Source organism: Priestia veravalensis (genome assembly GCF_001457055.1).
Classification (GTDB): domain Bacteria; phylum Bacillota; class Bacilli; order Bacillales; family Bacillaceae_H; genus Priestia; species Priestia flexa.
Window position 1 is genome coordinate 1 of the sequence record NZ_KQ758627.1, and the last position, 24,577, is coordinate 24,577.

Sequence of the window (24,577 nt, forward strand, 5' to 3'; positions counted from 1 at the left end):
AATCGCTTAGCTCATGCAAACTTTCGACTTCTTGTAGCTGTGCAAAAAGGAGTAATTTTAGAAATGAGTCTGTTTTTAGTTTTTTCGTATAGTAATCTACTTTCAACGTTTTCACGGTTTCTTCAAAAAGTTGAAGATTTATTGGTGAAAACCATTGTCCAAATGAAGTTTTTCGTGTAATCTTGTCCATGAGTTGGTCCTTTTTTAGTGGATTTGGACGGGTTACCACCTGACTTATCCATTATAAAGGACTTTTTCTTTGCACAAAATAATAAAATTGAACATTTTGAGTATTTTTAATAGTGAAAATAAATTAATGCAACACTAGTCATTCCTCTTACATCTTTAAAATTTTTAGTTATTAAACCTAAAGTTACTATCAAATGACCTCCTAAAGAGTGGCCATCACCATACCTTTCGACTTTAGTGCCAGAAGATTTTATATTTCCTTCTACCTTTTCATACATTTTTGTTGCATCGCTAATTTGCGCTTGATCTTCTCCTGCGCCAATTCCTAAAGCATCATAAACTACATCTCCAAAGTCCTTAGATGGTTCTGTTCCTCTAAAAATATAATATACTTGGTTAATATGCTTTTTTTCATCATAAAAATGAATTGCAGCTCCATCAAATCCAGATTCTTTACCTATATTCATTTCATCGCTACTATAAATTTTAAATGGTGGCGGTTCTTTGCCTGTACTTTCTTTATATATTCGTTTAATTTCTTTCTCTTTTCCTGATAGCCCTTTATATTCAAGTTGTGTTACTTTATTTCTTATACTATCATTCAATATAGGTTTTCCACTCATATTTTTTCCTCACTAAAACGAATACTCTTTAAAATTTCAACAAACCACGCTTTCTTTTTTTCTTCATCATCACTTTTATATTTACCACTATTATCAAAAGAGATTTGTAGTATTTTATTAGAACTCTTATCTGCTACATAGGCCAAGTATGTATTAGGAATATGTTTCTTTCTATCTGATATTACTTGCTTTTCTGTTCCTTTGAAATAAATGTAAGCTGATTGGTAGTAAATTCTAGCTTTTGAAGTTTCTATTCGTTTAGGATTACTTAATCCAAATCTTCTTTTAAATAAAGCTTCAACATGAATATTTTCATCTGTGGGATTACTCGTTGAAAATTCAGTTTTTATATAATTCTTTTGTATTTCATCTTCAACTTCTTCATTATAAACAGCCCACCAGTTCTCATAAGATTCTTTATTTATAGTATAATCTTCTCTGTCTTTATGTAATAACTGATACTCCTGTGGAAACCACATCGTATACTGCCCTGTCTTCGATGTAAACTCAAAAAATCCATCGTCCACTTTTTTATCTTTGTTCAAGAATTCACGTGTAAAGTGGTCATCAAAAGCAGGGACGTTTGGGTAACGGCTTTCGTTTATCATCCATATTCCTCCTATTAAAATAGCAGCTCCAGTAATCACTGCAATAATTGTCTTAGTACGTTTTTTCATCATTGCCCCCCTTTTATTTATGTTGTAGCCTCTGTTTTATACATGTATGATACTATCATACTTATAATGGGAGAGTCATAAGTATAATGAATCAAAGACCCATATTTAGGAAGTAGTTATTTTTCACTATTAAATAGGTATGGCTCTTTGATAAACGTCAAACAGAAACATTCTTTAAATGTCAAGATGACTTGATTAACTTATACAACCCCATCACTATGAATACTACGCATACACATAATAGTTATGAGCATAGGATAGAAGCTTATACTAAATTATCTCAGTCTCTTCGTGAATTTGATAACTAACTCCATAAGATTAATAGCAGAAGAAATTAATTATAATTTAAATATTTTAGAAGCTGTAATTCCTTATGAAAACGATAACGAGCAAGATTTGTTGCTTGAAAAAGAATTACAGAATATTCAATGGTACAATTGTTCAACAAATTTAGGACCTGAAATATCAAATGATTGTTTTGATTTAATTTGTGGATTCTATAGACGAATTGCTATTTTAAAAAATATGGACAGTAAAAATCGCAATTCTGATTATATTGAAAAGACAAGGGACAAAGCTAAAATTGTTTTACATGAACTACATAAACTCACCTCTAATATCAATAAAAAAGGAACATGTGTTTGGTATTATATTCCTAAGAGGTGATTTCCATGAATTATCAATTTACTCCGTTAGAAGATTCTGTTACCTTTTTGTACCAAAAACTACATATTAATGTTCCCAGTCAAATTGATATGATTAGTATCGCTTCTAATCTTGGGATTTGGCTTCATTTTGTTGATTTCGAAAGTGCTGCAATTGATCGCAATGGATTATACAGCATTTTAATTAATCGTAACTTGTCAACTCAACAACAATGGGAAGAATTCGGTCATGAATTAGGACATGTTTTATTTCACTGTGGGCACCAATGGTTTCTTCCAGAAGAATTCATTTCCTATCAAGAGAATAAAGCAAATAATTTTGCATTACAGTTTTGTGTGCCTACCTTCATGGTATTAAAATTACCTATCCCCCAAACGAAGCAGGAATTTATTGCTGATATATGCAACACCTTTTAATGTAACTGAAATCTTTGCTAAGAAGCGTTTAGAACATTTTCAACGTCAAGTATTGGGTCAACGATTTACTAAACATTTTTCTCAAATGCTAGGAAAGCACAAAGTTTGTGTGCAAACCAATTTCTATTTGAAAGGAGTTAATAACGATGGCCACTTTTCGTAAGTGTAACAGCAAATGGGAGTATCGAGTTTCCTTTAAAGACCCCTTTACCCAAAAGTATAAAGTGAAATCCAAAAGTGGTTTTTCTACAAAAAAAGAAGCTCAAACAGCAGCATCTGAAGAAGAGAAAAGAATTGAGAGTGGTTTTGAGCTTGATAATTCTTCTTTACGTTTAGAAGATTACTTATTGAGTTGGTTAAACGAATATAAAAAAGATAGCATACGTAAAAATACGTATATATTACATTCTCAAAATATTAAAAATCATATTCTTCCTTATTTTAAAAATCTTTTGCTGAAGGATCTTAAGCCAATGATGTATCAAAAGTTTTTAAACCATTTAACCAATCAAGGCTACAGCAAGAGAACGGTAGAAATCATCCATGGAACAATGCATAACGCTATGGACAAAGCGCTTATGCTTTCAAAACTTGAGAAGAATCCTTGCAGTGGCGCCACTATCTCCAAAAAGAATGAAAAACAGCATAACGGTTTAAAGTATATGCGTAGTGAAGATATCCAATTATTCCTCCAATGTGCATCTAAAGACAATTATATTTACTATTTATTTTTTAAGACGCTTATTCATACAGGTATGAGGAAAGGTGAAGCCGCTGCTTTGCAATGGAAAGATATAAACTTCAAAGAAGGAATTATTTCAATCAATAAAAAATGAACTAAGCACACACCGGCGATTGCAAAATAATGATAAGTTAATGTTAACAAATTCATATCACCATGAATTAGATCTGATTTTCTGTCGCAGGGATGGAAATCCTTTACCCAAGTCAACGTTATTTAATGCTTTTTCAAGAATCTTAAAGAAAGCAAACCTATCACCTTTAAGCATTCACTCGCTGCGACATACTCATGCTGTGCTTATGTTGGAATCTGGAGCAAGCATGAAGTACATTCAAGAACGATTAGGGCACGGAAGTGTCACCATTACATCTGATGTTTACACTCATGTTAGTAAGAAGATTAATCAAGATTCTATCACTTCTTTTGAGGAATATATATCGTCTGTTTTGGAAAGTTAAAAAATTTTGGTCCGATTTTGGTCGTGAACGTTTCAGTACATCAAATTAAGTTTCCTACCAAAATAAAAAAATCCCCTGACACCAGTAGTGTCAAGGGATTTACCAATTAATATTGGCTCATGTATTGATCGCGTTCCCATGGGTGAACTTGTGTACGGAATAAGTTTTTTCTTATTAAATACTTTTACATGTAGTCAATGTAGCTTGATTTAACAAGGTTTGTTGATTATCTAAAGAAATCTTTTTTCACAAATTACCGCTCGTTTTCGCAAAGAATGTGGTCAAAATGTGGTCATGAAATATCTTGTTCTATTTTAAGAATTAAAATATTTGAATATGCCATCAACATCTTTTGTTTGAACAGCATTGAGTGGTTGAAAGTCTACATCATAGTATTTATCCGTGAGAATCCAAATAGCCGGGAACCGTTTGGAATGATGCTGCCATTTGCCTGAGTCCTTGTATTCCATGTAAAGCTTATGCTTGTTCTGCATTTGTTTCTTGGAGTAAATGGAGCGCTGAACCTCCACACAGAACGCAAAGCCCTTCCACTTCATGAAAACATCTGGTTCAATGCCGCCTTTGGCTAAAGGCTTGAACTCTACTTCAAACTGGCTTGGTATCTCGTATGCACACAAAGTGATGTAAAAGTCAGCAATCGCACGGAAATGAGGGATTTTGGTTGAATCTTTTTTAATGGAACGCGGGCTTGGAAAATAGTTATATGGACGATTGGTTTTATCCACTTCAATGAGCCGGCTATCAACCAAACGTTTCAATACTCTGTTTGCTACAACATGCGGTGTACTATTGCGAATGAAGTGCAGCTTTATCAACTGGTCACGGTTTAACACTCTGAATTTTTTTAGATTCTCAATAATTGCTTTATCGCGACTATTCATGGTCCTCACCTGGTATCGAAAAATCAGTAATTTCAGCCTCAAACATCGGTTCAGGCGGCAAGTCAATTGGGACTTGTTTAATCGGTTCAAGCAGCTCCTTTGCATGTTCCAGAGATAAATAGGGTGCTTGCAGCTGCTTAATCACTTCATGACGCATATAGAATTTACCCTTTTCAGCTTTGTTAATCTTAGATGCATCGACATTATTACCACTACCTAATGTGATATTGGAGTTAATTAGATCCGCGTGACGAAAGGCATAACGAACAGTTAGATTTGATTTTAGTTGTCCATCAAGTATTTTTGCATCTGGACGCTGCATGGATAAAATAAGAAAGATACCTAAAGCTCGCCCTTGTGTACTGATATCTTCGATTTTATCCATAATAACAGCTTCTTTTCTCAGCAGCGCCACTTCATCAATACAAAGAAGAATATACTTCTTCTTTTCAATTCCTTTTAGCTTATTGTATTCGTCAATATGTTCTAGTCCATGTTCATCAAGTAAATCACCGCGCCCTTCTAACTCCTTGTGGATGGCTAATACAGCTTTCTTGAGTTTCTTTTTATCCGTAATAACCTGTTGGACACCTTCACAATTGCGGAATAAATGAAACTCCGTACGCTTCATATCAGCAAGATAAAAATCAATCATGTGTCGTTTATGAATAAGCAGCGTTGTCAAAATAACACGCAGCATAACAGACTTACCTGAACCTGTTTCTCCAGCAATCAATAAATGCGGATCCGTAACCATGTTATAACTGATAAGTTTATTAAAATGGTCATACCCAGCTACAATTGGGAGCCCACCTTTTAAACACACTTCGATATCTTCATCGTTATAAACCTTAATTGAATCAGCTTGCTTAGTGAAAATCTTTAAACTGTACCTCAATCCATTGCCTGTTAAATCGTACGAGTGCCCGAATGTCTGGCTGAAAATATACTTTTTATCCAGCAGCGCTTTTGGATTAAGCCCCTGCGGAAGATAAAATACATATTCCAAATAGTCTTTTTGTTCATAGGTCGCCGCAATCGATGGATATCGCTTAATGGTCGTGTCCCCTTTTTTAAACGTCAACACAATGTCAGCTACGATAAAAGCGTTCTTTAATCGCGCTTTATAAATATATTTTCGATATAACTTCTTCATCATCACATGAACCCCCAAATAAATTTTTGGACAAGGTCCCACATTAGCCAAAAAAACGATCCTGCGGTTATGACACCTAAGATAAAACAAGTAAGGTTATGGACCATTTCAGACTCAACATACTTTCCTACCTTCAGCAATTTACTTTCAGTTGCTGAAGCCGCAATGATTGTACTTCCAACGACACCCACAATAATTAAACCACTCATGTCATCACCTCTAAATTAGTTTGGTTGGCTTGCCGAAAAGATGAAAAAAGAAGTGAGAGAAAATCCCTTATTAAGAAACAGAAGAATCCTTTAATAGATAGGCTTGAAACAGCTATTAATATATTAGTGGAAATATATCAGCTACTATATTTGCTAATATATCAGTTAACTCTTCAATGCTTATATCACTAATATATTAGTAAGGGTTGTACATAAAAAGTTGTCCACCAAAAATTTATTTCAATAACACCAAAAACCTTTGATATATCTGAAAGAAATATTTTGCAGGACAAACATGCTTAGTTATCGAAGTGAATATACTGGTGATGTGGACATGAAGTGGAAAAATAATATTGATCTCTATGTAGAAAAAAGTGGACGCTCAAAGAAATTTATCGCAAAACAATTAGGTATATCAGCAAATCAATTTTTGGCTTGGAGACAAGGAAAATACTTTCCACCAGTTGACAAAGCAATGCTATTAGGAGAATTATTAGATTGTACTGTATACGATCTATTTGAAAGGACAGATGAAGATTGAAGAAGTTTTTAGTAATGCCAATATTGGCAGCCATGTTATTAGCAGCATGTGGAGGGAATGAAGTTTCTAAAGAAGAATCAAGTGGATCTTCTACAGAATCAAAGGAAACTGTTCAAAAAGATGTAGAAAAGAAAGATGAGCCTACTCAAGAAGAGCTAGATGCTAAATTGAAGAAAGAAGCTACAGACGCAGATTTCGTTGAACTAAATGTAGATAACCCTCCAGAAGGCAAGAAAGTAAAAGCTACAGGTGACGTTTCTATGGTTAGTGGAGATGGTGTGGGAACTACATTTACATTAACAACTAAAGAAGGCGACGGGTATGGAATGTATACCATCAACAACTTTTCTTTAACAGATGTTCAAGAAGGTGATAAAGTCACAATCTATGGTACTACTATTGCTGAAAAGGCTGACGATGGCAGTCCACAAATTAACGCAACGATAATTGAATAATAAAAAAAGAGCCCACTACTCAACATGAGTATGGGCTCTACCTTTTCCGCCATCAAACAGAAAAGGATTTGCTAAGGGGATTGTTTGCTATCAGGGGAGATAACAAAGGGTCTCGACAACATTACATTGTCAAACAGTAAAGTGATGATAGTAAAATAACCATCGTTATAAAGTGTACTCCTGTAAAATACACCTGTCCACAATTCTGCTTTAGATGTTCTTCTTCATTCCGCAGTTAGTACATTCACGTAGAAGTTTGCCCCCACCTACGCTGCTTTTGAACTTAACGCTGCCGCAGTTATCACATCGGCCAGAAATTTTATCTGGTAGATCAGCGTATTCATAAACCTTTGTTACATCTATATTTGCGTATTTGTCTTGTATAGTATTCACGATAAACCCTCTATAAAAAATAATTACTATGAAACAATGAAACTCCTATAATCATAGGAGTTTCATTGTACTCAATATAATTTTTTACCTTTCTTGTTTTTAAACCATCCAACAACTTCGGAAAAGTTTTTAACAGGAGATCGATATGAACTCTTGGAAACCATATCATTCAAAACTAAGTCTGCGTCTGCAGCTGATAAAATTTGATTATTTACAGCATCATACAAAATCCCTAAACTTCCCATTAAAGGTATCTGATTTCTTTCACAAAACTTCCTAGCAGCTGCCATATCATCGCAACCTACAGTATAACCGTTTATTTTTGCAATCGCCATTACTGCTGACTCTCCTGGCCCAAACTGCTTTGTTAAGCTAGCAAAGGTTGTGAAAATCTCTGTATGATCAACGTAATTGATGCTAAATTGCTTTAGCCAACCACTAGAAAGAGCTTGCGTAAGAGGGGTTTGCATCTTTGACACTTTAACACATTCTGTCACCACGTCTGAAGGAATAATTATTTTATCTGTATACAAGGCTTCAAGTATGTCGAACCTTCCAGTAAATCCATACCTGGAAACAATTCCTGTATCTATTACAAGAGGAGGTTGAGTAAGCATAATTAATCTTCCTCCCCTTCAATAAATACACCTAACTGAGAATGTATAATTTCTTCATCAAAGATATACCCTATATCTTGAAGGTATTCATTCATCTTAATTTCGCTTATTTCATCACTATCATAGGCTTTTCTTACCTTTTCAATGTAACTTTGAGAAAAAATATTCTTACCATCTTTCCCATAAATATCAGTTGGATATCCATACCTTTTAGCTTCTTTTGTAATATGAATTTGACAATAATGATCAAATTCATATTGATTGATAAGCTCAAGACTGTACAACCGGTAGAGCATTGCACGCCAACTTACTTTAAAATAATGCTGTAGATATAAAATATCTTGGGTATCAAGTTTGTCAAATTTGCCTTCGGTACGCAAATCTACATGCTTAAAAATACCATCTTCAGGCATCAAAAAATGAGAAGCAAATGCATCTGCTAATTTCTCAATTTCTAGGTCTTGATTGTACTTATTTACAGCACAAACCCCACCCATAATGTTCTTGTCAAAAAGAAAATGAGAGAGCTCATGAGCAGCTGAAAATATCTGGTGACCAACTGTTTTACTTGAATTAATAATCACCAAATGAGTGTCCTGCGCGCGCATAAACATTGCTGACGCTTTCCCACTAAAAGGTTTGGCAAATAAATATATACCCTGATTTTCTAACAATTTAAAGATATCTGCTATAGGCTCATCACCTAAACCTAACTTGTTTCTAACTTCATTTGCTCTTGTTTTAGCTTTTGAAATAAGCGATTGCATTAATTAATCAATCTCCTCACAAATTTCATTAATTTGACGAATATTAATTAGGACTTTACGTGCCCAATTAACTATTTCTTGATCTTCACCTTCAAGTTCATCTGCTCTAAAAGCAAATTTAATGTCAATACTGTCGGAACTTGTATCACTGACTAAAGAATCAATTGAATAACCGTATAAATTTGCCATTTGGGTTAACAAAAGAGTATCAATGGGACCATTACCTTTTTCAATATTAACTAATTTTTGTCGACTAATGTTCAAGTCATCTGCAGCAACTTGCTGAGTTAAACCACTAGATTTTCTAGCGTCTTTTAATCTTAACCCTAAATCAACATGGGTTAACATCATAATCACCTCTTCTATTGTAGGTTAAGTATATTGTACACAAAACAAAACAAAAAATACAGCTTTTATAGTTGGATGTCAAAAAAAATATACATTTCAACTATGTATACCTATTATAACGAACGAATGTTCTTGTTTCAAGTAAATAAAAAGCCCCACTCCTAAGAGTAGGGACTTTGATTAATAACCTTTAGATTTCAAAACAGCTTGTAACTTATTCTTTGTATTTTGGCCATAAATCCCATCAACTTCATATGGCAAGTAAACCTTTTGGAAACGTGTCACAGCATCCTTTGTTTTAGCTCCATAAATACCATCAGCTGTACCACATTTAAAGTTAACAGCATTCAATGCATTTTGAAGCTGCGTAATTGCTGCTTTATCTGTTGAACCTGTTTTAAGTACTTCAGATGGTAAAGGATACTTATATGCTGATTGCTCTTTTTTTGGCGTTTCAGGAGTAGGTGTATACGTATTTTTTGCAGTACCAAACTTAATTGTTTGACCTACTTTTAATTGAGAAGGTTTTACATCAGGATTAGCTGCAATTAAATCTTCAACAGTAATCCCTTCTTTTCCATCTTTTAAAGCAATACTCCAGAATGTGTCGCCTTCTTGAACAGTATATAGACCTGGTACTAGGTCAGGTTGCTTAACTACCGGAAGCATATCAGATAATACGTCTTTAAATGCCTTATTATAATCAAACACGCAACATGCTTTCCAAGAGTAGCCTGGCATTTCATTGTGGGCCTTATCGTATTTACCAATTCCATCAGCCATTAAAGCTTTGTGTAAGTCGATAATAGAGCGAATAGTCGCTTCACTAAGCTTATCAGTGCGGTAATCACCAATAACACAGATACCAAGTCCAATTGTATTACTATTACCAACGTGGTAACTACGCTTACTAATGTCTACACAATAATAAATAGCAGCCTTACCATTAATGATTGTGTTCGGATCAATAACTAGATGATACGCGATTTCTGGCCAACCGTTTGTGCCAACGTGAAAATTTGCAAAGGAAACAATATTAGAGCCTCCTGCAGATAATTTTGTTAATGAGTGATGCCACACACGTGTTGTAATGGATTTAACCCCATTTGCTCGCTTTCCGTATGATCCTTTACTCGGTAACTTTCCTCTTTTATCAACTAACTGCGGTAATTGTTGAAATTTATAAGTCATTCTTCTTTTCCTCCTTATTTTCTTCTTGAATCACATGCAATTTATCTGTAATTACACTAGGCACATTTAACCCAAGCTGAGCGCAGTTTTCTACGATACTCACAATCTCGTACAAGATAAAGTAAGTGATTGTAGCACCAGCAACATACCCATTTAAGCCGAATACTTGGTCAATGATATTTGCTACTGCCATTAGAGTAAAGATGCCGATTTTGCGAAAATACCCATACAAAGCACTTCTGCTACGTAATCGCTTGTTTTTTATCGCCTTCATCACCCCTGTGACGATATCGCAAAGCATTAAAATAGCCAGTAAGTCCACAAACTTAACTTGTCCAAATAAATAGGTGCGAATTGGCTCCCACTGTGATAATTGTAAAAGTAAATGTTCCACGTTATTGCCCCCTTATATAAAATAAAAAGAGGACTAACTCAGCCCTCTTTCCTTTGTTACGTTTTATTTTTCTTTTTTGCGCAATTGTCTCCAATTGTGCAGTAACACCTTGTATATCTTCTTCTGTTTTCTTCATCTTCGATAACGCTACTTTACCGTAATCAGCCATATTTATTCCTCCTTTTTAAAATAAAAAGAGGACTATAATTAGTCCTCTTTACAAGTTATTACTTTAATATTTCATACGCTTGCTCAAAAATTTGATTGGCGATTTCTTTATGCCCTTGATCGTTAGGATGCCACCCATCACTCTCATTACCAAACAAATCTTTATACCCTTTAGGCCCAAACGTATCATTTCTTCCATACCAAATAGATTGGATATTAGCAACTGGAACACCTGTCTGTTTTCCAACCTTTTCAATTACAGCGTCATATTTAAAAGATCTTTCGAACAGACCCCAAGTTGTAACTAATATTATCTTAGGTGGTTTTTCTTGCGATTTTAAAGTATTAATTACGTGTAATAGTCTTTCTTCAAACTCTTCAGGTGTGGAGTAAACCTTCTTAAAATTTTCATCAGAATCATTCGTCCCGAATTCAATAGTTACAAGGTCTGGTTTTTGAGCAATAACTTTCGGTAAATTGGGAATTCCGAAATCTTTTAACCCTGTTCCTCCTTCAGTTGCACCATCTGCGACTGTTACACTATACCCTAAATTTTCTTCAATTAGTTGCGGTAAAACAGCTGTGTACTTTTTCTCTTTCGTTGTCGCGTGAAGTCCTAATGCTAGGCTGTCACCCATAGGTGAATATATTAACGGTTCACCTTTATGTTTATTATAAATTCGTTTCTTTTCTTCTTCTGCTTCTTTAATCTTCTTTTGTTCTAATGCTTCTTGCTTTTCGTTAAATTTATCTGCCACCACTTTATCTTCTGCAATAGTATTCTTCACTTCTGTTTTAAAAAGTATATAGTTAAACCCTATAAAAACAAAAGTGAAAACAGTTAATAAAAGTAGTGTGATAGTAATTTTATTTCCTCGCAAAACTAAAAACCTCCAAAAGTAGTAATTACTACTAATATACTACTTTTTATTTTTTTATAAAGTTTTTTTGCAATTTAAGATGTATTTTATCACTATACATTGTTACCATTCGAATCAACCCATCCATTATTGGAGGCATTGCGCCATATCGGTTTGTTTAACGTAGTATCGAATATCATAGCACCAGGCTGATAGTCTGTATAATTTGGTCTATTAGCTGTTGTAAAAGCACCTGTTGAAATAAACCCATTGAAGAAACCTTTTTGCCATTTTGCCCAATGCGCTCCAATATCCCTAGGCGCGTTCGTGTTCGGAGCAAGTAGAGCACTGATAAAAATATAGTCTTTTGCAACTAAATCCAGGGAAGTTTTACTTGAATCACCTACCCTAACATTGTCACCTCGAGATTTAATCAAATGATCTGTTAAGAAATCAAACATGCTTACCACAATAAAACCATAGAAGTAAACATATCCGTTATCCTCACTATTTTTGATTTGAACAGAATTATAACCTCGTGATGTAACTCGTACAGCATCATAAATAAAATTACTCATTGATGTGTACGGATAATCCAATATGTGATTTTCGCCCTTTTGATAATAAATTGCATTTGGTGGTTTTTCTTGAGTTGATTGACTACTATCACCTTGTACTAAAGAGGTTACAGGATAAGGTGCTTCTGCTCGGTAATTTAACTCAATTGAACATCTAGCATCACTTGTCACTCTAAACTGAGGAATCAATAATAAATCATCCTCTTCTGCGTAAAACCCAAAGCTTATTTGACCTTGACCGCCTAGTCTAACCGCAATCCCTTGTCCTTTATTGTCACCAGAACCAATTGGGCTTTGAGTGTCATTAATGAAAGAGATATCTCCTTTTCTTGCCCAATGGTTATAGTTAGGATCAATAATTAAATGTCTACCAGATTTTAAAGAAAGTGGATCGGTGACTGTTCGCGTCCCGGTTAATACAGAAGCAGCTTTTGCTCCTAAAACGTAATACCCTTTCCCGTTAAAATGGACACCATCAGATTGTATAATTTCACTTGTAGCATATCCATCAAAAAACATAGTTGTGTCGATAACAGGGATACAAAAACGCTTTCCAAGTTCTTTCAACAACGCTCCATAAGTCCCTTGCCAATGTGAATACCCTCTCTTTTTTGGTGGTGTAAAGATAATAACAGCACTTCCCCAATCTAAGATACGCTTGACTAATTTATAATAATGTTCAATGTTAATTAGAATATCGTTTTCTAGCCACGTATCATTAGTACCTAACTGAATAATATGGAAATCAGCATTAGGATTTGTTGTCCAACGATTATACGAGGATTGCGCTGTATCACCGTTGCGACCACGTTTTAAGATTGTCGTGGGTTTCCCCATCTCATTTAAAGCTGACTTCAATACTTCTGGGTATGTGTAAGCACCAACAGGCGTATCTGTCGAAGCTCCTTCTACATAGGTAGTATCTGCAGTATACGGTCGTCTATCTGCACTCTCTGTGTCTTGCCCATTAGTTAAACTATCACCTTGGCATACACCTCGAATACTTTGATTGTTTGCTAATTTATTCATTAACGCTGCCATTGCTTTGACTTGTTTAGCGCTATATGTTTCGTTTTCTGATGCAATAGACTTTAAAATCATTTGTTCGTTATCTAATCGTTCTTTCAATGTATTTGCAGTTACATTGTCGACATTTGTTCTAGCTTGTGCTGCTTCAACGCTTGAATCACCTTCAATAACTAAATTATCGAGTTGAGATTTAACGTTTTCTGCTATATTTATTGCAAGGTCAGAATCCATTTTTGAAGAATTAGCTATTTTTACAGCTTCATCTAAGTTCACTTCTGTTTTTGTTATGTCGCGATCAATATCTCGCAAGTTTTGTTCGTATTCTTCCTCGAAGTTAGCGTCCCATTTATTTCGTGGTGGTCTGTATCTCATATTTTTCCTCCTTAACTTAAAAATAAAAAAGAAGCATTAGGAATTAGTTAAAGAGCCAATTAGCTTCTTCATCTCTTCCATCTGCTTCTTCATTTCTTCTAGTTGTTTCTCAGTAGTAAGCTTCTCTTCTTCTACAGGAATAAGAGTTGTACTCTCTTTCTGTTTTAGTTCACCATTACTTATATAAAATTTATCTAAATTTGCAATAACAATTTTAGATACCATGAAAAAATAACGAAAAGGACTTGTCGGAATTATGTCTGTTCCATAAATTACCCTTGTCATATTTCCACTTTCGTCAGCATCACAGTACAGTTGCGTCTTTCCTTCTATCATATTTATCCCTCCAAATATGTACGAATAACACGTACATAGACTTTATTACCTGTGTAGCCACTTCTAAATCTCACATAAATTCCTGTTTCATTACCAGTAGGAGGACCTAAGTCAACTCTAAGTAGTTGACCAACTGTGTCTTCAGTAGCAGTCGTTTTATAAGCTGCTAGGGTTTCTTGTGTTCCTTGTTTTACAACTTCAACTGTGGCTTCATAACGAGGGTCAGATGTTGTTAGTCCTAAGAAAACGCACAAATATCTACCTTCATGACGAAATGCATAATACTGTGCATTCTGTAATTGGTGACTTGACGTTTCAAATCCGTATTGCACTTGTCTTACTTCATCCCCCATAAAGAATGGTTGATGAGCTGATAATGAGAACTGATAACGTAAAATACCATCTTGGATAACTGTATAATCATCTTCTCTTCTTAACCTTAACGCTCCACCAGAAATATCAATAAAACCCGGCTTAATTTTCACATATTTCCGCTGATCAGTTGGATCCATAGCCATAAATTCATTACCATCCCAAAAGAAATAAGACTCTGTACCGATGATTTGAATGTGATTCGTATGAATAGCACCAGCTGTAAGAAGATTTGTATTTATCCCTAGTGCTGTAATAGCATTTTCGAATGTTTGTCCTCCATCAGTTGAAATCCCTAAGCCAGCACTATTCAACAGAACAACTAAATTTTTATTGTTTTTACTAACCGCAACAATACCATTTTCAAAAATCAATTCTGTCTGAGCACTTAATAATGCTGCTGTTGCTAATCGAATGGCTTCTGGTAACACGTTATAAGGGATATTACCTCGACCTGCAAATAAGTCTTGCAGCTGTTTAACGGTATTGCTCAATTGTGACTGGTACGATTCTCGAATGCTTTTATTTGATATTGTGACTTTCTGTGAAATTAATTCACCCTTTGAATTAAAGGATTCACTGATATTGACAATACGTGTTTCGATATCTAAATTCAGACGATCATCCATTAAAAAGATTCTATCGCCCTCATTTGGTGCATCTTGATAGCCTTGCGCTTGCAATTCAGCAACATCGACGGTAATCGAGACCACCAATGATTCATCTATACCTTTTTTTACTGCATTAAATAAAGAAGATTCAACAGTATAACGCTCGTCACGTACAGGTGGTGCATGTCTAATTCCGATGCCTGGAATAGATGCTAACGGACTTGTATACGTGACATGTAACCCGTCTTTTCCAAATCCTTCACCATACGTAGAAAAGTCTGTTGAGTCCTTTTCAATTGTGATGTCTTTTAGGTTGAGGTTACGATGATAAACAAAATCTGTATCCTGTCCAATTCGAGTACGGATATAGACGGTATTTCCTACGATTTCAAACTCTGCCTCGTACGTTTCTAAAATTTTTTGAAACAAATCTAATCGTGAGGAGTCACCAAAGTTTTCTAAATCCTTTGCACCAAACGAGTCTACAATGACAAAATTGTATCCACTGCCATTAAAAACAAAGTTCATACGCGCTTGGATTGTCATAGATCCTGTATGCGTTTCGTACTTCCAACTATTCCGCATATCAACAAAAAAGCGATGGACAGCTTTAAGCTCCCACACCGCTTTTTTACCTCTTGCCTTCGCTCTTGGGATGACAACCTCGTATTCATCGTCATCAAATCCTACTTTCCAGCAAGTATCAATATTCTTAAAGTAGTCCTCATTCCATTTTTCTTCGTAGAGTGTGAGTGAGATAGACTTTTCACCATTAATACCACGCTCACGATCTACTGCAGCCTGTAAAGGATATTGCTCACCTTGTAAGTCTTCTATATACATTGTGTCCATCTCATCACCCCTTGTAGTAGAAACGGAAAGCAAACTGAACGTTTTGAATGCTCGTAGTTCCATTTATTTTAATATCATTCCAACCAGGTTTTAATGTGATAACTTGTCTATTAGTAGAACGATAGATACTCAAATTGTTCTTTTTAGCCTTAAACCCTAACTTCACCGTATCACTTGATGTTAACGCCCCATCATACCTCCATTTATCACCTGTCGTTTCATTAACAAGCTCTATATAATTACTACATACAGCCTGAATAGTAATCTCCATATCGCAGTAAAAAGGGTTAATCGTGACGTTCCCGGGATTATATACACGAAATGATGAAGTATTAAAGGTATATGGCGTGTCTTCTGCTATCAGCCCCATTCCCATCTGCCACCAATCTTGATCAAAAGTTTGTGGTGTTAACGAAGTATTAATAGACTCTGCATAAGGAAGCTCATATGTTTCGAATGGCACTGTAAACGTACTAACGGATGGATTAATTCTCTCTGGTGTCCATTCAGCGCTTACTACAACTGGCCAACGTTTACCTAATTGTTCTTCTTGCACAATATATAGCAGACGACTAGGATCAAACAATTCAAACAGTTCACTTACAAATAAAGAATGAGTATAAAAATTAATAGCTTCAATAAAAAACTCCGCTTCACATCTTCTTGGACCGTGTTCTGATCCGTTGCGATTAATACCTGGTTTACCAGATACGGAATCTGTATAGTGGTTAGGGGATAATGCTGAAGGACGAAAGCTCAACCCTTGTAATCGATAATCTACTAAATTGATTTCTGTCATTTCCTTATCAAATATCCTAATCATTACTTATTCCCCCAGATTGCACGTATACTTCCATTGATGGCTTGCTCATCTTCAATGAAATCAACTAACACTTTTCCGTCAATTTCTGCTGTGAAACTAGAATTCTTAGAAGCTATTATTCGTAGTAAATCGTTTTGTTCTTTTAATAAAGCTAATTCTTCTTCATTTCCAAAGTCTGAATACTGAATATTATTAGAGTGAGAATGACTTGAAATAGCTAAAGCTTGGTTACTATCATCAAACATCCCTAAAGCCTTCCCTGCTTGCGTCCACAATGTTTTATTACGGTCACGATATGCCGGCTCTGTCGTTAAAATAAACTCTGGATAACCATTCTCCGCTAATGTAGCAGCTTGTGGATGACTAGCTATACCGCCTTTAAAGTAAGGTTTATAGCCGCCACCGCGTGACATAGATTTAATACCTGGATGTCCCATTACACCGCCGTAACGACCGTCCATATAACGAATAGCTGCTAGAGCTGAATCAAGGGGATTACGGCGATTTCCATGCCCCGGCATCATCCATCTTTTAAAAGTTGACCCTATCACTTGGAATAAACCAACCGATGGATCTCCACGTTTGGCGTTAATGTCCCAGTTATTAATCGCATTCGGATTAAAACCAGATTCTTTTTTAGCAATTGTCATTAATGGACCTAATAAGGACATCGGCTTATTCAATATCTTTAATGCTTGAGTGATAGCTGCACGAGCCATTGCTGCACCTTGACCAGCATACTCTTGCCCTAAGCCAAAACCACCAAAACTAAAGTTATCAATGAGGCTTTGAATCTTATCTAATGCCATATCTTTAATCGCTTTTGTTGGACTACCGGATGCTTTCCGAAACCAAGCAGGAATTAAACTATCCTTAAAATCGGATACTTTGGAGGTAACGGCATCCCAAAGTGCACTCGGACCTTTCATTATGGCTTCAAAATAATCACCTACACCGTTTTCATAGCCAGGAAAGCCATAGTTTTTTAGTAACTTTTCAGTGTGATGATTGGGAAGTACGCTAGCTCCTTTACGTAAATAACGCATTTCAGCTCCATTAGAACCTGATAAATAAGTTCCGATGCCAGGCTCATGAATAAGTTCACGACCTTTTTCGGATACAATGGCTAAACCACCAGGATGTCCACTAGAGGGTGTTCCTTTTGCATAAGCACCTCGTACAACACCCTTTTGAACACGTGGCGCACTAGATGATTTTGATTTAGACTTTTTCTTTTCTTCTTTAATACCAAAGATGCCTTTAATGCTCGTCCAAATACTATCAACTTTATTCCACATCATATCCCAACCAGAATTAACTTCACCTGTTTCCCAATTAATTTTGTCAACGTGCTCTTCGGCTTGTCCTTGCGCTTCTTTCACAACTTTTTTATGCATATCTTCTGCTGTGCTGACTGCGTTATCACGAGACCTTTCAGCTTCTTTTATTAAACGATTGGCTTGCTCAGTCGTTAGCTCGCCGGTCACATCACGCATATACGTAATTTGCATAACCGTATCTTTATACTGTTTTTCTGCTTCTGCTACTGATTTATCACGTTGTTTGATGGAATTTTGCACAACTTTTGCCGCTTGCTCTGCCGTGATTACACCTGACTGTTCTTTTAAGTTAGAAAGAATGAACTTTTGTTCTTCCGCACTTTTACTCATTGTTTGAACAGCCATTGTACGCATTTGTTCTTGAATCCCGTTAATTGTAATCTTTTCAGATTCAGTTAATGCACGTTTTTGTTCTTTGGCTGTATTCATAATTTCTTGGATTTTTGCTTCATATTCTTGCACTTTTAATTGCTTATTCGCATGATTATCATTCATTTTTTTTAGTACATTTGCTTCTTCTTCCGCTGTTAAGGCTGATGTATTAGCAAACAAATTTTGTGTTTTCTCCAATTGTTTCGCATGATTTTTATCCATGGAAGCTAGTATGCTATTCCCCATCTTGTCATACTTACCAACTAAGCTGTTTAAATTCTCATCTGTGATCACTTCCTGCGTAGCAAACATATTAGTAAGAGCCATCGAAGCATCTTCATCCATTTTCAAATAAGCTCCTACAGCCTTTTGAGTACTCTTGGATACTTCATCACCAAATATTTTTGACTTGATTACAGGCTTGTCTAACTCTTTATCTAATACAACAGCAGCTGTTCCAAGCGCAACTACAGATGCAATTGCTATACCAATTGGTCCTGTCAAAACGGATGCTGCTGTAGCGAGTACACCAGCACCGCCTGCCGCTCCTGTCATTGCACCACCAGCAATCGCAGCACCTCCACCTAATCGAGCAATCCATGGGACAACTTTACTCGCACCAGATGCAAGCCACCCAAAGGTTTTTACAAGTGGGCCACCGACAAATAATAACCCTCCAATTGCTAACGTTGCATCTTGAGCAACAGGGGACATGTTATCAAATCTAGTAGCAACAGATTCTACAGCCTTTTCGATTTTAGGCAAATGACGCTCCGCCATTTCTAATAGGATTTCTCCTAACGGTTCCAAGGCTTCTTGTGACTCACGCCATGCAGCTTTTACACGCACACCAAATGATTCTTCGATTGCTTTAGATGTTTTCTGCATAGATCCATCGACGCCTTTTAACTTACCGTCAATTCCACCAAGGGCGTACATCGCATCAGATTCAAGATCTTCCCACTTGGTTCCATACAAATCGACACCAATTTGATTGGCTAAAGTTTGGTCATCCATACCCTTTAGCTCTGATAAAACCGCGTTTGAGACATCTTTAACGGTTGATTTACCTACTAGATAATCCTTCCACACCTGTTGAGTGCTACTAGACAACTGCCCCATCGCTTCAGACGTCGTTTTAGAGCCGTCTTTTAAACGAATTTGCATTTCTTTCATCGCATCGTTGATGTAATCTAAGTTATAAACACCAGCTTCACTACCGTTTATAAGCAATTGAAAATACTCATCAGCTGAAAAACCCATCTTCGCAAACAAAGGTGCATATTCACTCAAGTTATCAAACATTTCATTTGAAAAATTGAGTCCATTCTGAGCACCATATGCCATTAAATCAAAAGCCTTCTTGGAGTCAACGCCAAAACCTTTCATGACGTTTCCCCCAGCTCTAGTTACTTCATTCACATCCGCTTCAAATACATCCGCTAATACTAATGCGTCTTTTGTTACTTTTTTTAATTCACCGTCATTTAGTCCTTTAATATTGTGTTTAACTTGTACGAGACCACGAGTGACATCTTCCATGCTTTCGCCGAATCCGTCGCTCCAGATGTCCCTAGCTTCTTTTGTTAGCTTTTCAGCCTCTTTGCCCGTCACACCTAACTGAGCTTGGATGCGAGCCTGAGAAGAATCAACGTCATTCGCTATTTTTAAAAGCGCTGCACCTATCCCTGCTACTACTGGCGTAAAAGCACTTCCTGCAGCACCTGCTTTTTGACCTAGCTCATCCATTTGCTGAGCAGCTTCATCTGCTCGCTTTTTTAAGATGTTCAGCTGATTCGATTCGTCTTCAATCTTGTCATTAACACCTTTTAAAGCTTTCTCTACTTTACGCATTTGTTCAACGGCTTTCCGCTGACGTATAAGCATATTTTGAGCTTCTTTTGAGTTTTCACCTTTCGTACGAACTAACTCTTCATATCGACGATTTAACTCTTGTACACGCGTTTGTTGGATTTGAAATTGTTGAGTAAGATTTGCTGATTTTGTTTTTAACTGATCTAAACCATTTTCAAAGTTTCCAAGACCAGATTCAGCAGCTTTCAAATCAGCATCGAGGAGTTTTAAACTACGATTAGTAGCTGCCATATTCTTTGTAAAATCGCCGCTATCCAAAGCTAAATTAACTTTCAAACGTCCTACTTCACCGGCTCCCATTACCATATTTTCACCTCCAGTTACCAGATTTGATCAATGTAGACTTGCTTTGATTGTTTTGTTTCAGCTTGTTCCATGTACAGTTCAAAAAAGAAATGAATGTCCATTGCATCTAATTCATGAAGCTTATATCCTTGCTTCATTAGATCTCTGTACATTTTCTTAAGATTCTTGTACAGTGTCTGAGGGTGTGGGAGGCTCTGTCTCCCCACTTTCTGATTGGTCATCTTTTTCATATGGATTTACAGGACGTAAACCTTGAGCAAGCATAATAAACTCCGCAATCTTGATGAAAAAGTTATCTTCCGAATCAATATCAATGGCTAATCCGTTGTAAAAATCATCGATTGTAAATTGATTGCTATACGACTCACAAATCATTTGTACCACTTCATCTAGCTCATCAGGTGTTGGGCTATTAAAATCCACTCCTCGTTCTTTTAGCGCTAAAAACTCACGGTAGATGCGACCAGAAATGAATGGTTTGCCGAATTTAATAGGCTTGCCGCTCATCATTAATGTTAAATTCATATTTCCCTCTCCTTTTCAATTAAAAAGACGAGCAAAAGCTCGCCTTTCATTAAGGTGTTGTTAATTCAGTTGGATCAATTACTTCAGTAAACCATTTTGCAATTACCCCTTCTGGAATGTCAGTGTCCGTATCATGCACATCAATATCCGACGCTTCGTCATAATTCCGCTCAATAAACGTCCCAGAAATGGTTGGTGTTTTTGGTTCAGGTGATTCACCTTTCGTACCATGTTCCATACTTGGGGCTTGAAACTTGCCTTTATACAGCCATACATATTTATAGCTTCCATCTGACGTTTCCGAGCGAAAGCCTAATGCTAAGTAAGGCGCTTTGTCCGTCTTTTTACGAACTAAAATACCATTTATAATTTCATGACCTAGCCATTCAGCTTGTACTTGTTTAGGTAGGTGTGTAATACCGATTTCAATTGTTGTGACGCCTGTGCTTGTTGTTACCGCAACCACTCGGTCATCCGCATAAATTGGCGTAGCCGAGGAACCTCGGTTAATATTTGCTGAGATAGCAGGGGCAGCTGGTTTTACAACATCATAGGCAACACCTGTTTTATCATCACTTACTAATACTGCGTATACTAAATCTTTCAAACCAACAGACGCTTGAACTTCTGTCATGTACTATTCCTCCTACATACTTTTTTGGACAAAAGAAAAACGCATAGCCTTGTGATAGACCTGCGTTTCTTTTTCATATAAATCAATGGCACTTCTTCGGGTAAAACCTGCAGATACCAACGCTTCTTTCACCTGGTTTACTAACGATGTATACACAGTTGGATTTTTCGTCCATACGTCAACTTGATAAAAATATTGCGTTAACTGCTCTTTGTCATCTGCATGTAGAGCTGAGCCTTCGTTGTATTGAAAAAATGTAACATACGTATCTAAATCGCCAGGGTAATGAATAGGATAAACAGGATAGTTTAAAGGTTGCAATGTACTCATAATGAGTTTGTTCATACTCATAATTTACTAAGCTCCTGGCGAATAACCTGAGCCATTGCAGCTTGAACTTCATCTTTTACCGCAAGAAAAGCTGGCTCAATAAAAGGCTGCGCATCCATTGTAGAAGTTCCATACTCAAGAAACCTTGCGTAAAAGGCATTCTTGAAATCTGGCCCAATATCAATATAGCCTTGAACTACTTTGGACACGATAATATTTTCCGCTAAATTCCCTGTTCGTTCAGGCGTACGCTTAATAATTTCTCGTTGCAGAATCTTAGCACCAGCTTGCAGCGCCTTTTCAGCAATACGATCACCTAACGTTTCTAGCTTTTTTAATTCATTCATCAGGTTCTTCATTCCTACCGTATTCATACTCATGGCACATACCTCTTACATACTAATTCAATTTTTTCACCCTTATCATACGTACGATACACGTCATACATCTTGCCTTGATATTCAACTTGTGGTTGTCCATTATAGTCAAATGAAAAAAGCTCAAACATTTGTTCAAGCTTCTCACCTGCTTGTGCAGCAAAATAAAACTCGCTGCTTTTTACATCTTTCTTGTTCACAAAAACCTGCTTCTTTTCAGGTTGATCACTACCCGGTATTGGATAGCCATCCTCATTTTGTTGCTCTTCACCCGGAGTGATTAGAAAAAGCACATCACGATATAGCATGATAATCACTCGACTGACTTAAATGTATTTTTAATGATTTAAATGACTCATTAAGCTTTTCGTAATCTGGATTATCAAAACCAAAATTGGCTTTGACGTACGTAATGATAGCTCGTTTAATTAATGGATCGCTGTCATCCATCGCTTTCTCGCCTGAAACCCCAGCTTCTATCAATTCTAAGCGTGCAGCCTCAATTAAATCGATTATTTCATCATCAAAAGCAGCATTGCTCACACGCAGAGATAGTTTCGCTTTATCCAACATTACTCTTCACCGCTTGTCATTAACTTAATTGCTTGATCTTTGCCTTTAATCTTCTCTCCATTTGGCAATTCATAGTAACCACCACCAACATGACGCGGAAAAAATGACTCGTCTACCGATTTCTTGATATAGCCAAGTTCTTGTAATACATTAAAACGTTCTTCATCTTCTCCTTCATACACTTCACCTGGAGAATAGCATGTTAATGTTTCTTTATCAGTAAATGCTTTAATGACCATTGCTCTCATCAGTCCTCACTCCTTTTTAGATTGTTGCTGCTTTCTTCAGTACGACAAGCGAATTAATGTCAACTGCTTTTCCATCCACAATCATAATTGACTTTGTCACTAAATCATCCGTTTCATTATCTTCGTATTTTTTTACGCCCATTTGATAATTTGTATTTAAGATGTAATCTTTAAAGTTGTATAAGAAAGCAAACGGCGTTTCAGCTGTTGCTGTCGCGAAGCTATCAATATAGTTACAAAGAATAACGTTACGACCTAACAGTGTGCGTTCTGGCTTTCCAGAAATTCCGTACGTTACGCGTGCAATCGGCTGTCCAGTTGTATCAACCATTGATGCAAAGTTCATAAATGTTTTCTTTGTCATGCACCAAACAGCATTACTTTCATACTCCAATGGCAAAGCTGCTTCTGCATCTGTTAAAGTTTTATATTCGATTTTTGAGACATCTAATGCCTGACCGCTCAGTGGTGTTTCAGCAAGAATACCTTTTGGCTTGCCAATACCATCACCATTAATAATGGCTTGCTCAATAGCCTTTGTCATTGCTTCCACAACGTTATTTACTAAGGTTGTTTCAAACACCGATAGGGCCATAGTATCCACTTCAAGAGATACAGCTACAGCACAGCGCAGTTTGTGGTAATTGAACGTAATACTGCCTGTCGTTTTCTTTTGTTTTTCACTTCCCTCTCCTTCAGCTACCCATGTTGCTACTGGCTTAACGGCAGATGTAGGGACCGTCACACCGCCTTTAATGCTTGTACGAGTAACCAGTGGTAAAATCATTCCTACCGCTTCAATTTTTTCGATGATACGGTTTAATACTGTTTGTGGAATGACAGATCCAACGTCACCTGTTTTTGTTACAGTACGCAATTCAGCTGGAATCTCTTCACTACGCAATACATAATTCATAAATGCGTTTCGATACTCCATCGAATCTGTACCTAAATCACGTTCTTCTGTAGTCGATGTGTTAAAGGTTTGAATAGTACGTGATTCGGCACTTGTTCCATCGTTAATTGATGTTGCTTCTTGCATTAAACGCTGACGTCGCTCAATAGCCGTGGCAGCGTCTTCTAGTTCACGTAATTCTTGCTCTAATTCATCTAAATTGATATTTTCATCGTCACCTTCAAGAATTGAACGAATTTCTTGTCTACGCTGCTGAATACCTTCTAGTGTACGCACAGCAAAGTATTGAATATCAAATGATTTCATTAAAGGCTTAAACTCATATTTTAATTTCGT

General features: G+C 36.4%; 31 protein-coding genes and 1 pseudogene. 5 read left to right on the forward strand and 27 right to left on the reverse strand.

Annotated features, from left to right (window positions below; translation table 11 throughout):
• From AS180_RS00005 to AS180_RS00015, 3 genes are all read right to left on the reverse strand, one after another.
• Positions 1–190, reverse strand: a 190-nt coding sequence (locus AS180_RS00005; protein WP_139109132.1) for a DUF4372 domain-containing protein, incomplete at its 3' end; no start/stop codon positions are given.
• 106 nt (positions 191–296) lie between these two features.
• Positions 297–812 (reverse strand): DUF6792 domain-containing protein, encoded by a 516-nt coding sequence (locus tag AS180_RS00010; RefSeq protein ID WP_062686126.1) that lies wholly within the window; start codon positions 810–812, stop codon positions 297–299.
• The gene (locus AS180_RS00015) at positions 809–1,489 is read right to left on the reverse strand and encodes a hypothetical protein (protein WP_062686128.1); all 681 of its coding nucleotides are present in this window, start codon (positions 1,487–1,489) and stop codon (positions 809–811) included. Before AS180_RS00015 ends, AS180_RS00010 begins: the two co-directional genes overlap by 4 nt.
• A gap of 291 nt (positions 1,490–1,780) precedes the next feature.
• Between AS180_RS00015 and AS180_RS00020 the strand changes: the two genes are divergently transcribed.
• The 3 genes and pseudogenes from AS180_RS00020 (at position 1,781) to AS180_RS00030 (ending at position 3,771) form a co-directional block, all read left to right on the forward strand.
• On the forward strand, positions 1,781–2,155 hold the full coding sequence (locus AS180_RS00020) for a hypothetical protein (protein WP_061785711.1): 375 nt from the start codon (positions 1,781–1,783) through the stop codon (positions 2,153–2,155).
• 5 nt (positions 2,156–2,160) lie between these two features.
• A complete protein-coding gene (locus tag AS180_RS00025; protein ID WP_309599120.1) occupies positions 2,161–2,571 on the forward strand; it encodes an ImmA/IrrE family metallo-endopeptidase in 411 nt (136 codons plus the stop codon).
• A 146-nt stretch (positions 2,572–2,717) separates the two neighbouring features.
• Positions 2,718–3,771, forward strand: a pseudogene (locus AS180_RS00030) (site-specific integrase).
• A gap of 314 nt (positions 3,772–4,085) precedes the next feature.
• Here the strand turns inward: AS180_RS00030 and AS180_RS00035 are convergent.
• The 3 genes from AS180_RS00035 to AS180_RS00045 are packed head-to-tail and all read right to left on the reverse strand — an operon-like array spanning position 4,086 to position 6,038.
• Positions 4,086–4,673, reverse strand: a complete 588-nt coding sequence (locus AS180_RS00035) for a replication-relaxation family protein (protein ID WP_025907066.1) — start codon at positions 4,671–4,673, stop codon at positions 4,086–4,088.
• Positions 4,666–5,832 carry an FtsK/SpoIIIE domain-containing protein gene (locus AS180_RS00040; RefSeq protein WP_062686130.1) on the reverse strand — a complete coding sequence of 389 codons (1,167 nt, stop codon included), beginning with the start codon at positions 5,830–5,832 and terminating at the stop codon, positions 4,666–4,668. The genes AS180_RS00035 and AS180_RS00040 overlap by 8 nt, the downstream gene beginning before the upstream one ends.
• Positions 5,832–6,038 carry a hypothetical protein gene (locus AS180_RS00045; protein ID WP_062686132.1) on the reverse strand — a complete coding sequence of 69 codons (207 nt, stop codon included), beginning with the start codon at positions 6,036–6,038 and terminating at the stop codon, positions 5,832–5,834. Before AS180_RS00045 ends, AS180_RS00040 begins: the two co-directional genes overlap by 1 nt.
• 295 nt (positions 6,039–6,333) lie before the next feature.
• On the opposite strand from AS180_RS00045, the gene AS180_RS00050 reads away from it, so the two are divergent.
• Together AS180_RS00050 and AS180_RS00055 are read left to right on the forward strand one after the other, a co-directional pair.
• The gene (locus tag AS180_RS00050; protein WP_226372909.1) at positions 6,334–6,579 is read left to right on the forward strand and encodes a helix-turn-helix transcriptional regulator; all 246 of its coding nucleotides are present in this window, start codon (positions 6,334–6,336) and stop codon (positions 6,577–6,579) included.
• Positions 6,576–7,034, forward strand: a complete 459-nt coding sequence (locus AS180_RS00055; RefSeq protein ID WP_062686136.1) for a hypothetical protein — start codon at positions 6,576–6,578, stop codon at positions 7,032–7,034. The genes AS180_RS00050 and AS180_RS00055 overlap by 4 nt, the downstream gene beginning before the upstream one ends.
• 464 nt (positions 7,035–7,498) lie before the next feature.
• Here the strand turns inward: AS180_RS00055 and AS180_RS00065 are convergent, their stop codons facing one another.
• From AS180_RS00065 to AS180_RS00155, 21 genes are all read right to left on the reverse strand, one after another.
• Complete coding sequence (locus AS180_RS00065; RefSeq protein ID WP_062686140.1) at positions 7,499–8,044, reverse strand: hypothetical protein; 546 nt, start codon at positions 8,042–8,044, stop codon at positions 7,499–7,501.
• 2 nt (positions 8,045–8,046) lie between these two features.
• Positions 8,047–8,811, reverse strand: a complete 765-nt coding sequence (locus tag AS180_RS00070; RefSeq protein ID WP_062686142.1) for an ImmA/IrrE family metallo-endopeptidase — start codon at positions 8,809–8,811, stop codon at positions 8,047–8,049.
• Positions 8,812–8,814: 3 nt separating this feature from the next.
• The gene (locus tag AS180_RS00075; protein ID WP_082636335.1) at positions 8,815–9,162 is read right to left on the reverse strand and encodes a helix-turn-helix domain-containing protein; all 348 of its coding nucleotides are present in this window, start codon (positions 9,160–9,162) and stop codon (positions 8,815–8,817) included.
• Between the two features lie 177 nt (positions 9,163–9,339).
• Complete coding sequence (locus tag AS180_RS23040) at positions 9,340–10,350, reverse strand: peptidoglycan-binding protein (RefSeq protein ID WP_062686146.1); 1,011 nt, start codon at positions 10,348–10,350, stop codon at positions 9,340–9,342.
• Positions 10,340–10,744 (reverse strand): phage holin family protein, encoded by a 405-nt coding sequence (locus tag AS180_RS00085; protein WP_062686148.1) that lies wholly within the window; start codon positions 10,742–10,744, stop codon positions 10,340–10,342. The genes AS180_RS23040 and AS180_RS00085 overlap by 11 nt, the downstream gene beginning before the upstream one ends.
• A gap of 1 nt (position 10,745) precedes the next feature.
• A complete protein-coding gene (locus AS180_RS22000; protein WP_156413412.1) occupies positions 10,746–10,913 on the reverse strand; it encodes a hypothetical protein in 168 nt (55 codons plus the stop codon).
• 58 nt (positions 10,914–10,971) lie between these two features.
• Positions 10,972–11,793: an SGNH/GDSL hydrolase family protein gene (locus AS180_RS00090; RefSeq protein WP_062686150.1), complete on the reverse strand. Its 822-nt coding sequence runs from the start codon at positions 11,791–11,793 to the stop codon at positions 10,972–10,974.
• Between the two features lie 92 nt (positions 11,794–11,885).
• Entirely contained in the window at positions 11,886–13,751 is a 1,866-nt protein-coding gene (locus AS180_RS00095; RefSeq protein WP_062686152.1) for an SGNH/GDSL hydrolase family protein, read from the reverse strand.
• A 36-nt stretch (positions 13,752–13,787) separates the two neighbouring features.
• Entirely contained in the window at positions 13,788–14,087 is a 300-nt protein-coding gene (locus AS180_RS00100; RefSeq protein ID WP_025907092.1) for a hypothetical protein, read from the reverse strand.
• Positions 14,088–14,089: 2 nt separating this feature from the next.
• Positions 14,090–15,922: a phage tail protein gene (locus AS180_RS00105; protein ID WP_062686154.1), complete on the reverse strand. Its 1,833-nt coding sequence runs from the start codon at positions 15,920–15,922 to the stop codon at positions 14,090–14,092.
• Between the two features lie 4 nt (positions 15,923–15,926).
• Positions 15,927–16,745, reverse strand: coding sequence for a phage tail family protein (locus tag AS180_RS00110; RefSeq protein ID WP_062686156.1), 819 nt, complete (start codon positions 16,743–16,745; stop codon positions 15,927–15,929).
• On the reverse strand, positions 16,745–20,638 hold the full coding sequence (locus tag AS180_RS00115) for a phage tail tape measure protein (protein ID WP_062686158.1): 3,894 nt from the start codon (positions 20,636–20,638) through the stop codon (positions 16,745–16,747). The genes AS180_RS00110 and AS180_RS00115 overlap by 1 nt, the downstream gene beginning before the upstream one ends.
• A 14-nt stretch (positions 20,639–20,652) precedes the next feature.
• Positions 20,653–20,775: a hypothetical protein gene (locus tag AS180_RS23770; protein WP_258954097.1), complete on the reverse strand. Its 123-nt coding sequence runs from the start codon at positions 20,773–20,775 to the stop codon at positions 20,653–20,655.
• Between the two features lie 19 nt (positions 20,776–20,794).
• Positions 20,795–21,163, reverse strand: coding sequence for a phage tail assembly chaperone G (gene gpG, locus AS180_RS00120; RefSeq protein WP_025907096.1), 369 nt, complete (start codon positions 21,161–21,163; stop codon positions 20,795–20,797).
• 49 nt (positions 21,164–21,212) lie between these two features.
• Positions 21,213–21,797: a major tail protein gene (locus tag AS180_RS00125; protein ID WP_062686160.1), complete on the reverse strand. Its 585-nt coding sequence runs from the start codon at positions 21,795–21,797 to the stop codon at positions 21,213–21,215.
• Positions 21,798–21,809: 12 nt separating this feature from the next.
• Complete coding sequence (gene gp17, locus AS180_RS00130) at positions 21,810–22,148, reverse strand: tail completion protein gp17 (RefSeq protein WP_025907100.1); 339 nt, start codon at positions 22,146–22,148, stop codon at positions 21,810–21,812.
• Positions 22,145–22,507 (reverse strand): HK97-gp10 family putative phage morphogenesis protein, encoded by a 363-nt coding sequence (locus AS180_RS00135; RefSeq protein ID WP_062686162.1) that lies wholly within the window; start codon positions 22,505–22,507, stop codon positions 22,145–22,147. Before AS180_RS00135 ends, gp17 begins: the two co-directional genes overlap by 4 nt.
• Complete coding sequence (locus AS180_RS00140) at positions 22,504–22,812, reverse strand: phage head closure protein (RefSeq protein ID WP_062686164.1); 309 nt, start codon at positions 22,810–22,812, stop codon at positions 22,504–22,506. The genes AS180_RS00135 and AS180_RS00140 overlap by 4 nt, the downstream gene beginning before the upstream one ends.
• Entirely contained in the window at positions 22,799–23,077 is a 279-nt protein-coding gene (locus AS180_RS00145; protein WP_025907106.1) for a head-tail connector protein, read from the reverse strand. The genes AS180_RS00140 and AS180_RS00145 overlap by 14 nt, the downstream gene beginning before the upstream one ends.
• Positions 23,077–23,325: a hypothetical protein gene (locus AS180_RS00150; RefSeq protein ID WP_062686167.1), complete on the reverse strand. Its 249-nt coding sequence runs from the start codon at positions 23,323–23,325 to the stop codon at positions 23,077–23,079. Before AS180_RS00150 ends, AS180_RS00145 begins: the two co-directional genes overlap by 1 nt.
• 16 nt (positions 23,326–23,341) lie before the next feature.
• Positions 23,342–24,547: a phage major capsid protein gene (locus AS180_RS00155; protein ID WP_062686280.1), complete on the reverse strand. Its 1,206-nt coding sequence runs from the start codon at positions 24,545–24,547 to the stop codon at positions 23,342–23,344.
• Positions 24,548–24,577: the final 30 nt, after the last annotated feature.

Excerpts from the sequence above, each read along its gene's own strand:
- AS180_RS00040 (WP_062686130.1), bottom strand. The coding sequence starts at position 5,832 with ATGATGAAGAAGTTATATCGAAAATATATTTATAAAGCGCGATTAAAG.
- AS180_RS00025 (WP_309599120.1), top strand. The coding sequence starts at position 2,161 with ATGAATTATCAATTTACTCCGTTAGAAGATTCTGTTACCTTTTTGTAC.
- AS180_RS00135 (WP_062686162.1), bottom strand. The coding sequence starts at position 22,507 with ATGAGTATGAATACGGTAGGAATGAAGAACCTGATGAATGAATTAAAA.
- AS180_RS00115 (WP_062686158.1), bottom strand. The coding sequence starts at position 20,638 with ATGGTAATGGGAGCCGGTGAAGTAGGACGTTTGAAAGTTAATTTAGCT.
- gp17 (WP_025907100.1), bottom strand. The coding sequence starts at position 22,148 with ATGAGTATGAACAAACTCATTATGAGTACATTGCAACCTTTAAACTAT.
- AS180_RS00155 (WP_062686280.1), bottom strand. The coding sequence starts at position 24,547 with ATGAAATCATTTGATATTCAATACTTTGCTGTGCGTACACTAGAAGGT.
- gpG (WP_025907096.1), bottom strand. The coding sequence starts at position 21,163 with ATGAATTTAACATTAATGATGAGCGGCAAGCCTATTAAATTCGGCAAA.
- AS180_RS00150 (WP_062686167.1), bottom strand. The coding sequence starts at position 23,325 with ATGAGAGCAATGGTCATTAAAGCATTTACTGATAAAGAAACATTAACA.
- AS180_RS00095 (WP_062686152.1), bottom strand. The coding sequence starts at position 13,751 with ATGAGATACAGACCACCACGAAATAAATGGGACGCTAACTTCGAGGAA.
- AS180_RS00045 (WP_062686132.1), bottom strand. The coding sequence starts at position 6,038 with ATGAGTGGTTTAATTATTGTGGGTGTCGTTGGAAGTACAATCATTGCG.
- AS180_RS00065 (WP_062686140.1), bottom strand. The coding sequence starts at position 8,044 with ATGCTTACTCAACCTCCTCTTGTAATAGATACAGGAATTGTTTCCAGG.
- AS180_RS00145 (WP_025907106.1), bottom strand. The coding sequence starts at position 23,077 with ATGTTGGATAAAGCGAAACTATCTCTGCGTGTGAGCAATGCTGCTTTT.
- AS180_RS00075 (WP_082636335.1), bottom strand. The coding sequence starts at position 9,162 with ATGATGTTAACCCATGTTGATTTAGGGTTAAGATTAAAAGACGCTAGA.
- AS180_RS00125 (WP_062686160.1), bottom strand. The coding sequence starts at position 21,797 with ATGACAGAAGTTCAAGCGTCTGTTGGTTTGAAAGATTTAGTATACGCA.
- AS180_RS00050 (WP_226372909.1), top strand. The coding sequence starts at position 6,334 with ATGCTTAGTTATCGAAGTGAATATACTGGTGATGTGGACATGAAGTGG.
- AS180_RS00015 (WP_062686128.1), bottom strand. The coding sequence starts at position 1,489 with ATGAAAAAACGTACTAAGACAATTATTGCAGTGATTACTGGAGCTGCT.
- AS180_RS00140 (WP_062686164.1), bottom strand. The coding sequence starts at position 22,812 with ATGCTATATCGTGATGTGCTTTTTCTAATCACTCCGGGTGAAGAGCAA.
- AS180_RS00035 (WP_025907066.1), bottom strand. The coding sequence starts at position 4,673 with ATGAATAGTCGCGATAAAGCAATTATTGAGAATCTAAAAAAATTCAGA.
- AS180_RS00010 (WP_062686126.1), bottom strand. The coding sequence starts at position 812 with ATGAGTGGAAAACCTATATTGAATGATAGTATAAGAAATAAAGTAACA.
- AS180_RS00100 (WP_025907092.1), bottom strand. The coding sequence starts at position 14,087 with ATGATAGAAGGAAAGACGCAACTGTACTGTGATGCTGACGAAAGTGGA.
- AS180_RS23040 (WP_062686146.1), bottom strand. The coding sequence starts at position 10,350 with ATGACTTATAAATTTCAACAATTACCGCAGTTAGTTGATAAAAGAGGA.
- AS180_RS23770 (WP_258954097.1), bottom strand. The coding sequence starts at position 20,775 with ATGAAGCAAGGATATAAGCTTCATGAATTAGATGCAATGGACATTCAT.
- AS180_RS22000 (WP_156413412.1), bottom strand. The coding sequence starts at position 10,913 with ATGGCTGATTACGGTAAAGTAGCGTTATCGAAGATGAAGAAAACAGAA.
- AS180_RS00105 (WP_062686154.1), bottom strand. The coding sequence starts at position 15,922 with ATGGACACAATGTATATAGAAGACTTACAAGGTGAGCAATATCCTTTA.
- AS180_RS00070 (WP_062686142.1), bottom strand. The coding sequence starts at position 8,811 with ATGCAATCGCTTATTTCAAAAGCTAAAACAAGAGCAAATGAAGTTAGA.
- AS180_RS00110 (WP_062686156.1), bottom strand. The coding sequence starts at position 16,745 with ATGATTAGGATATTTGATAAGGAAATGACAGAAATCAATTTAGTAGAT.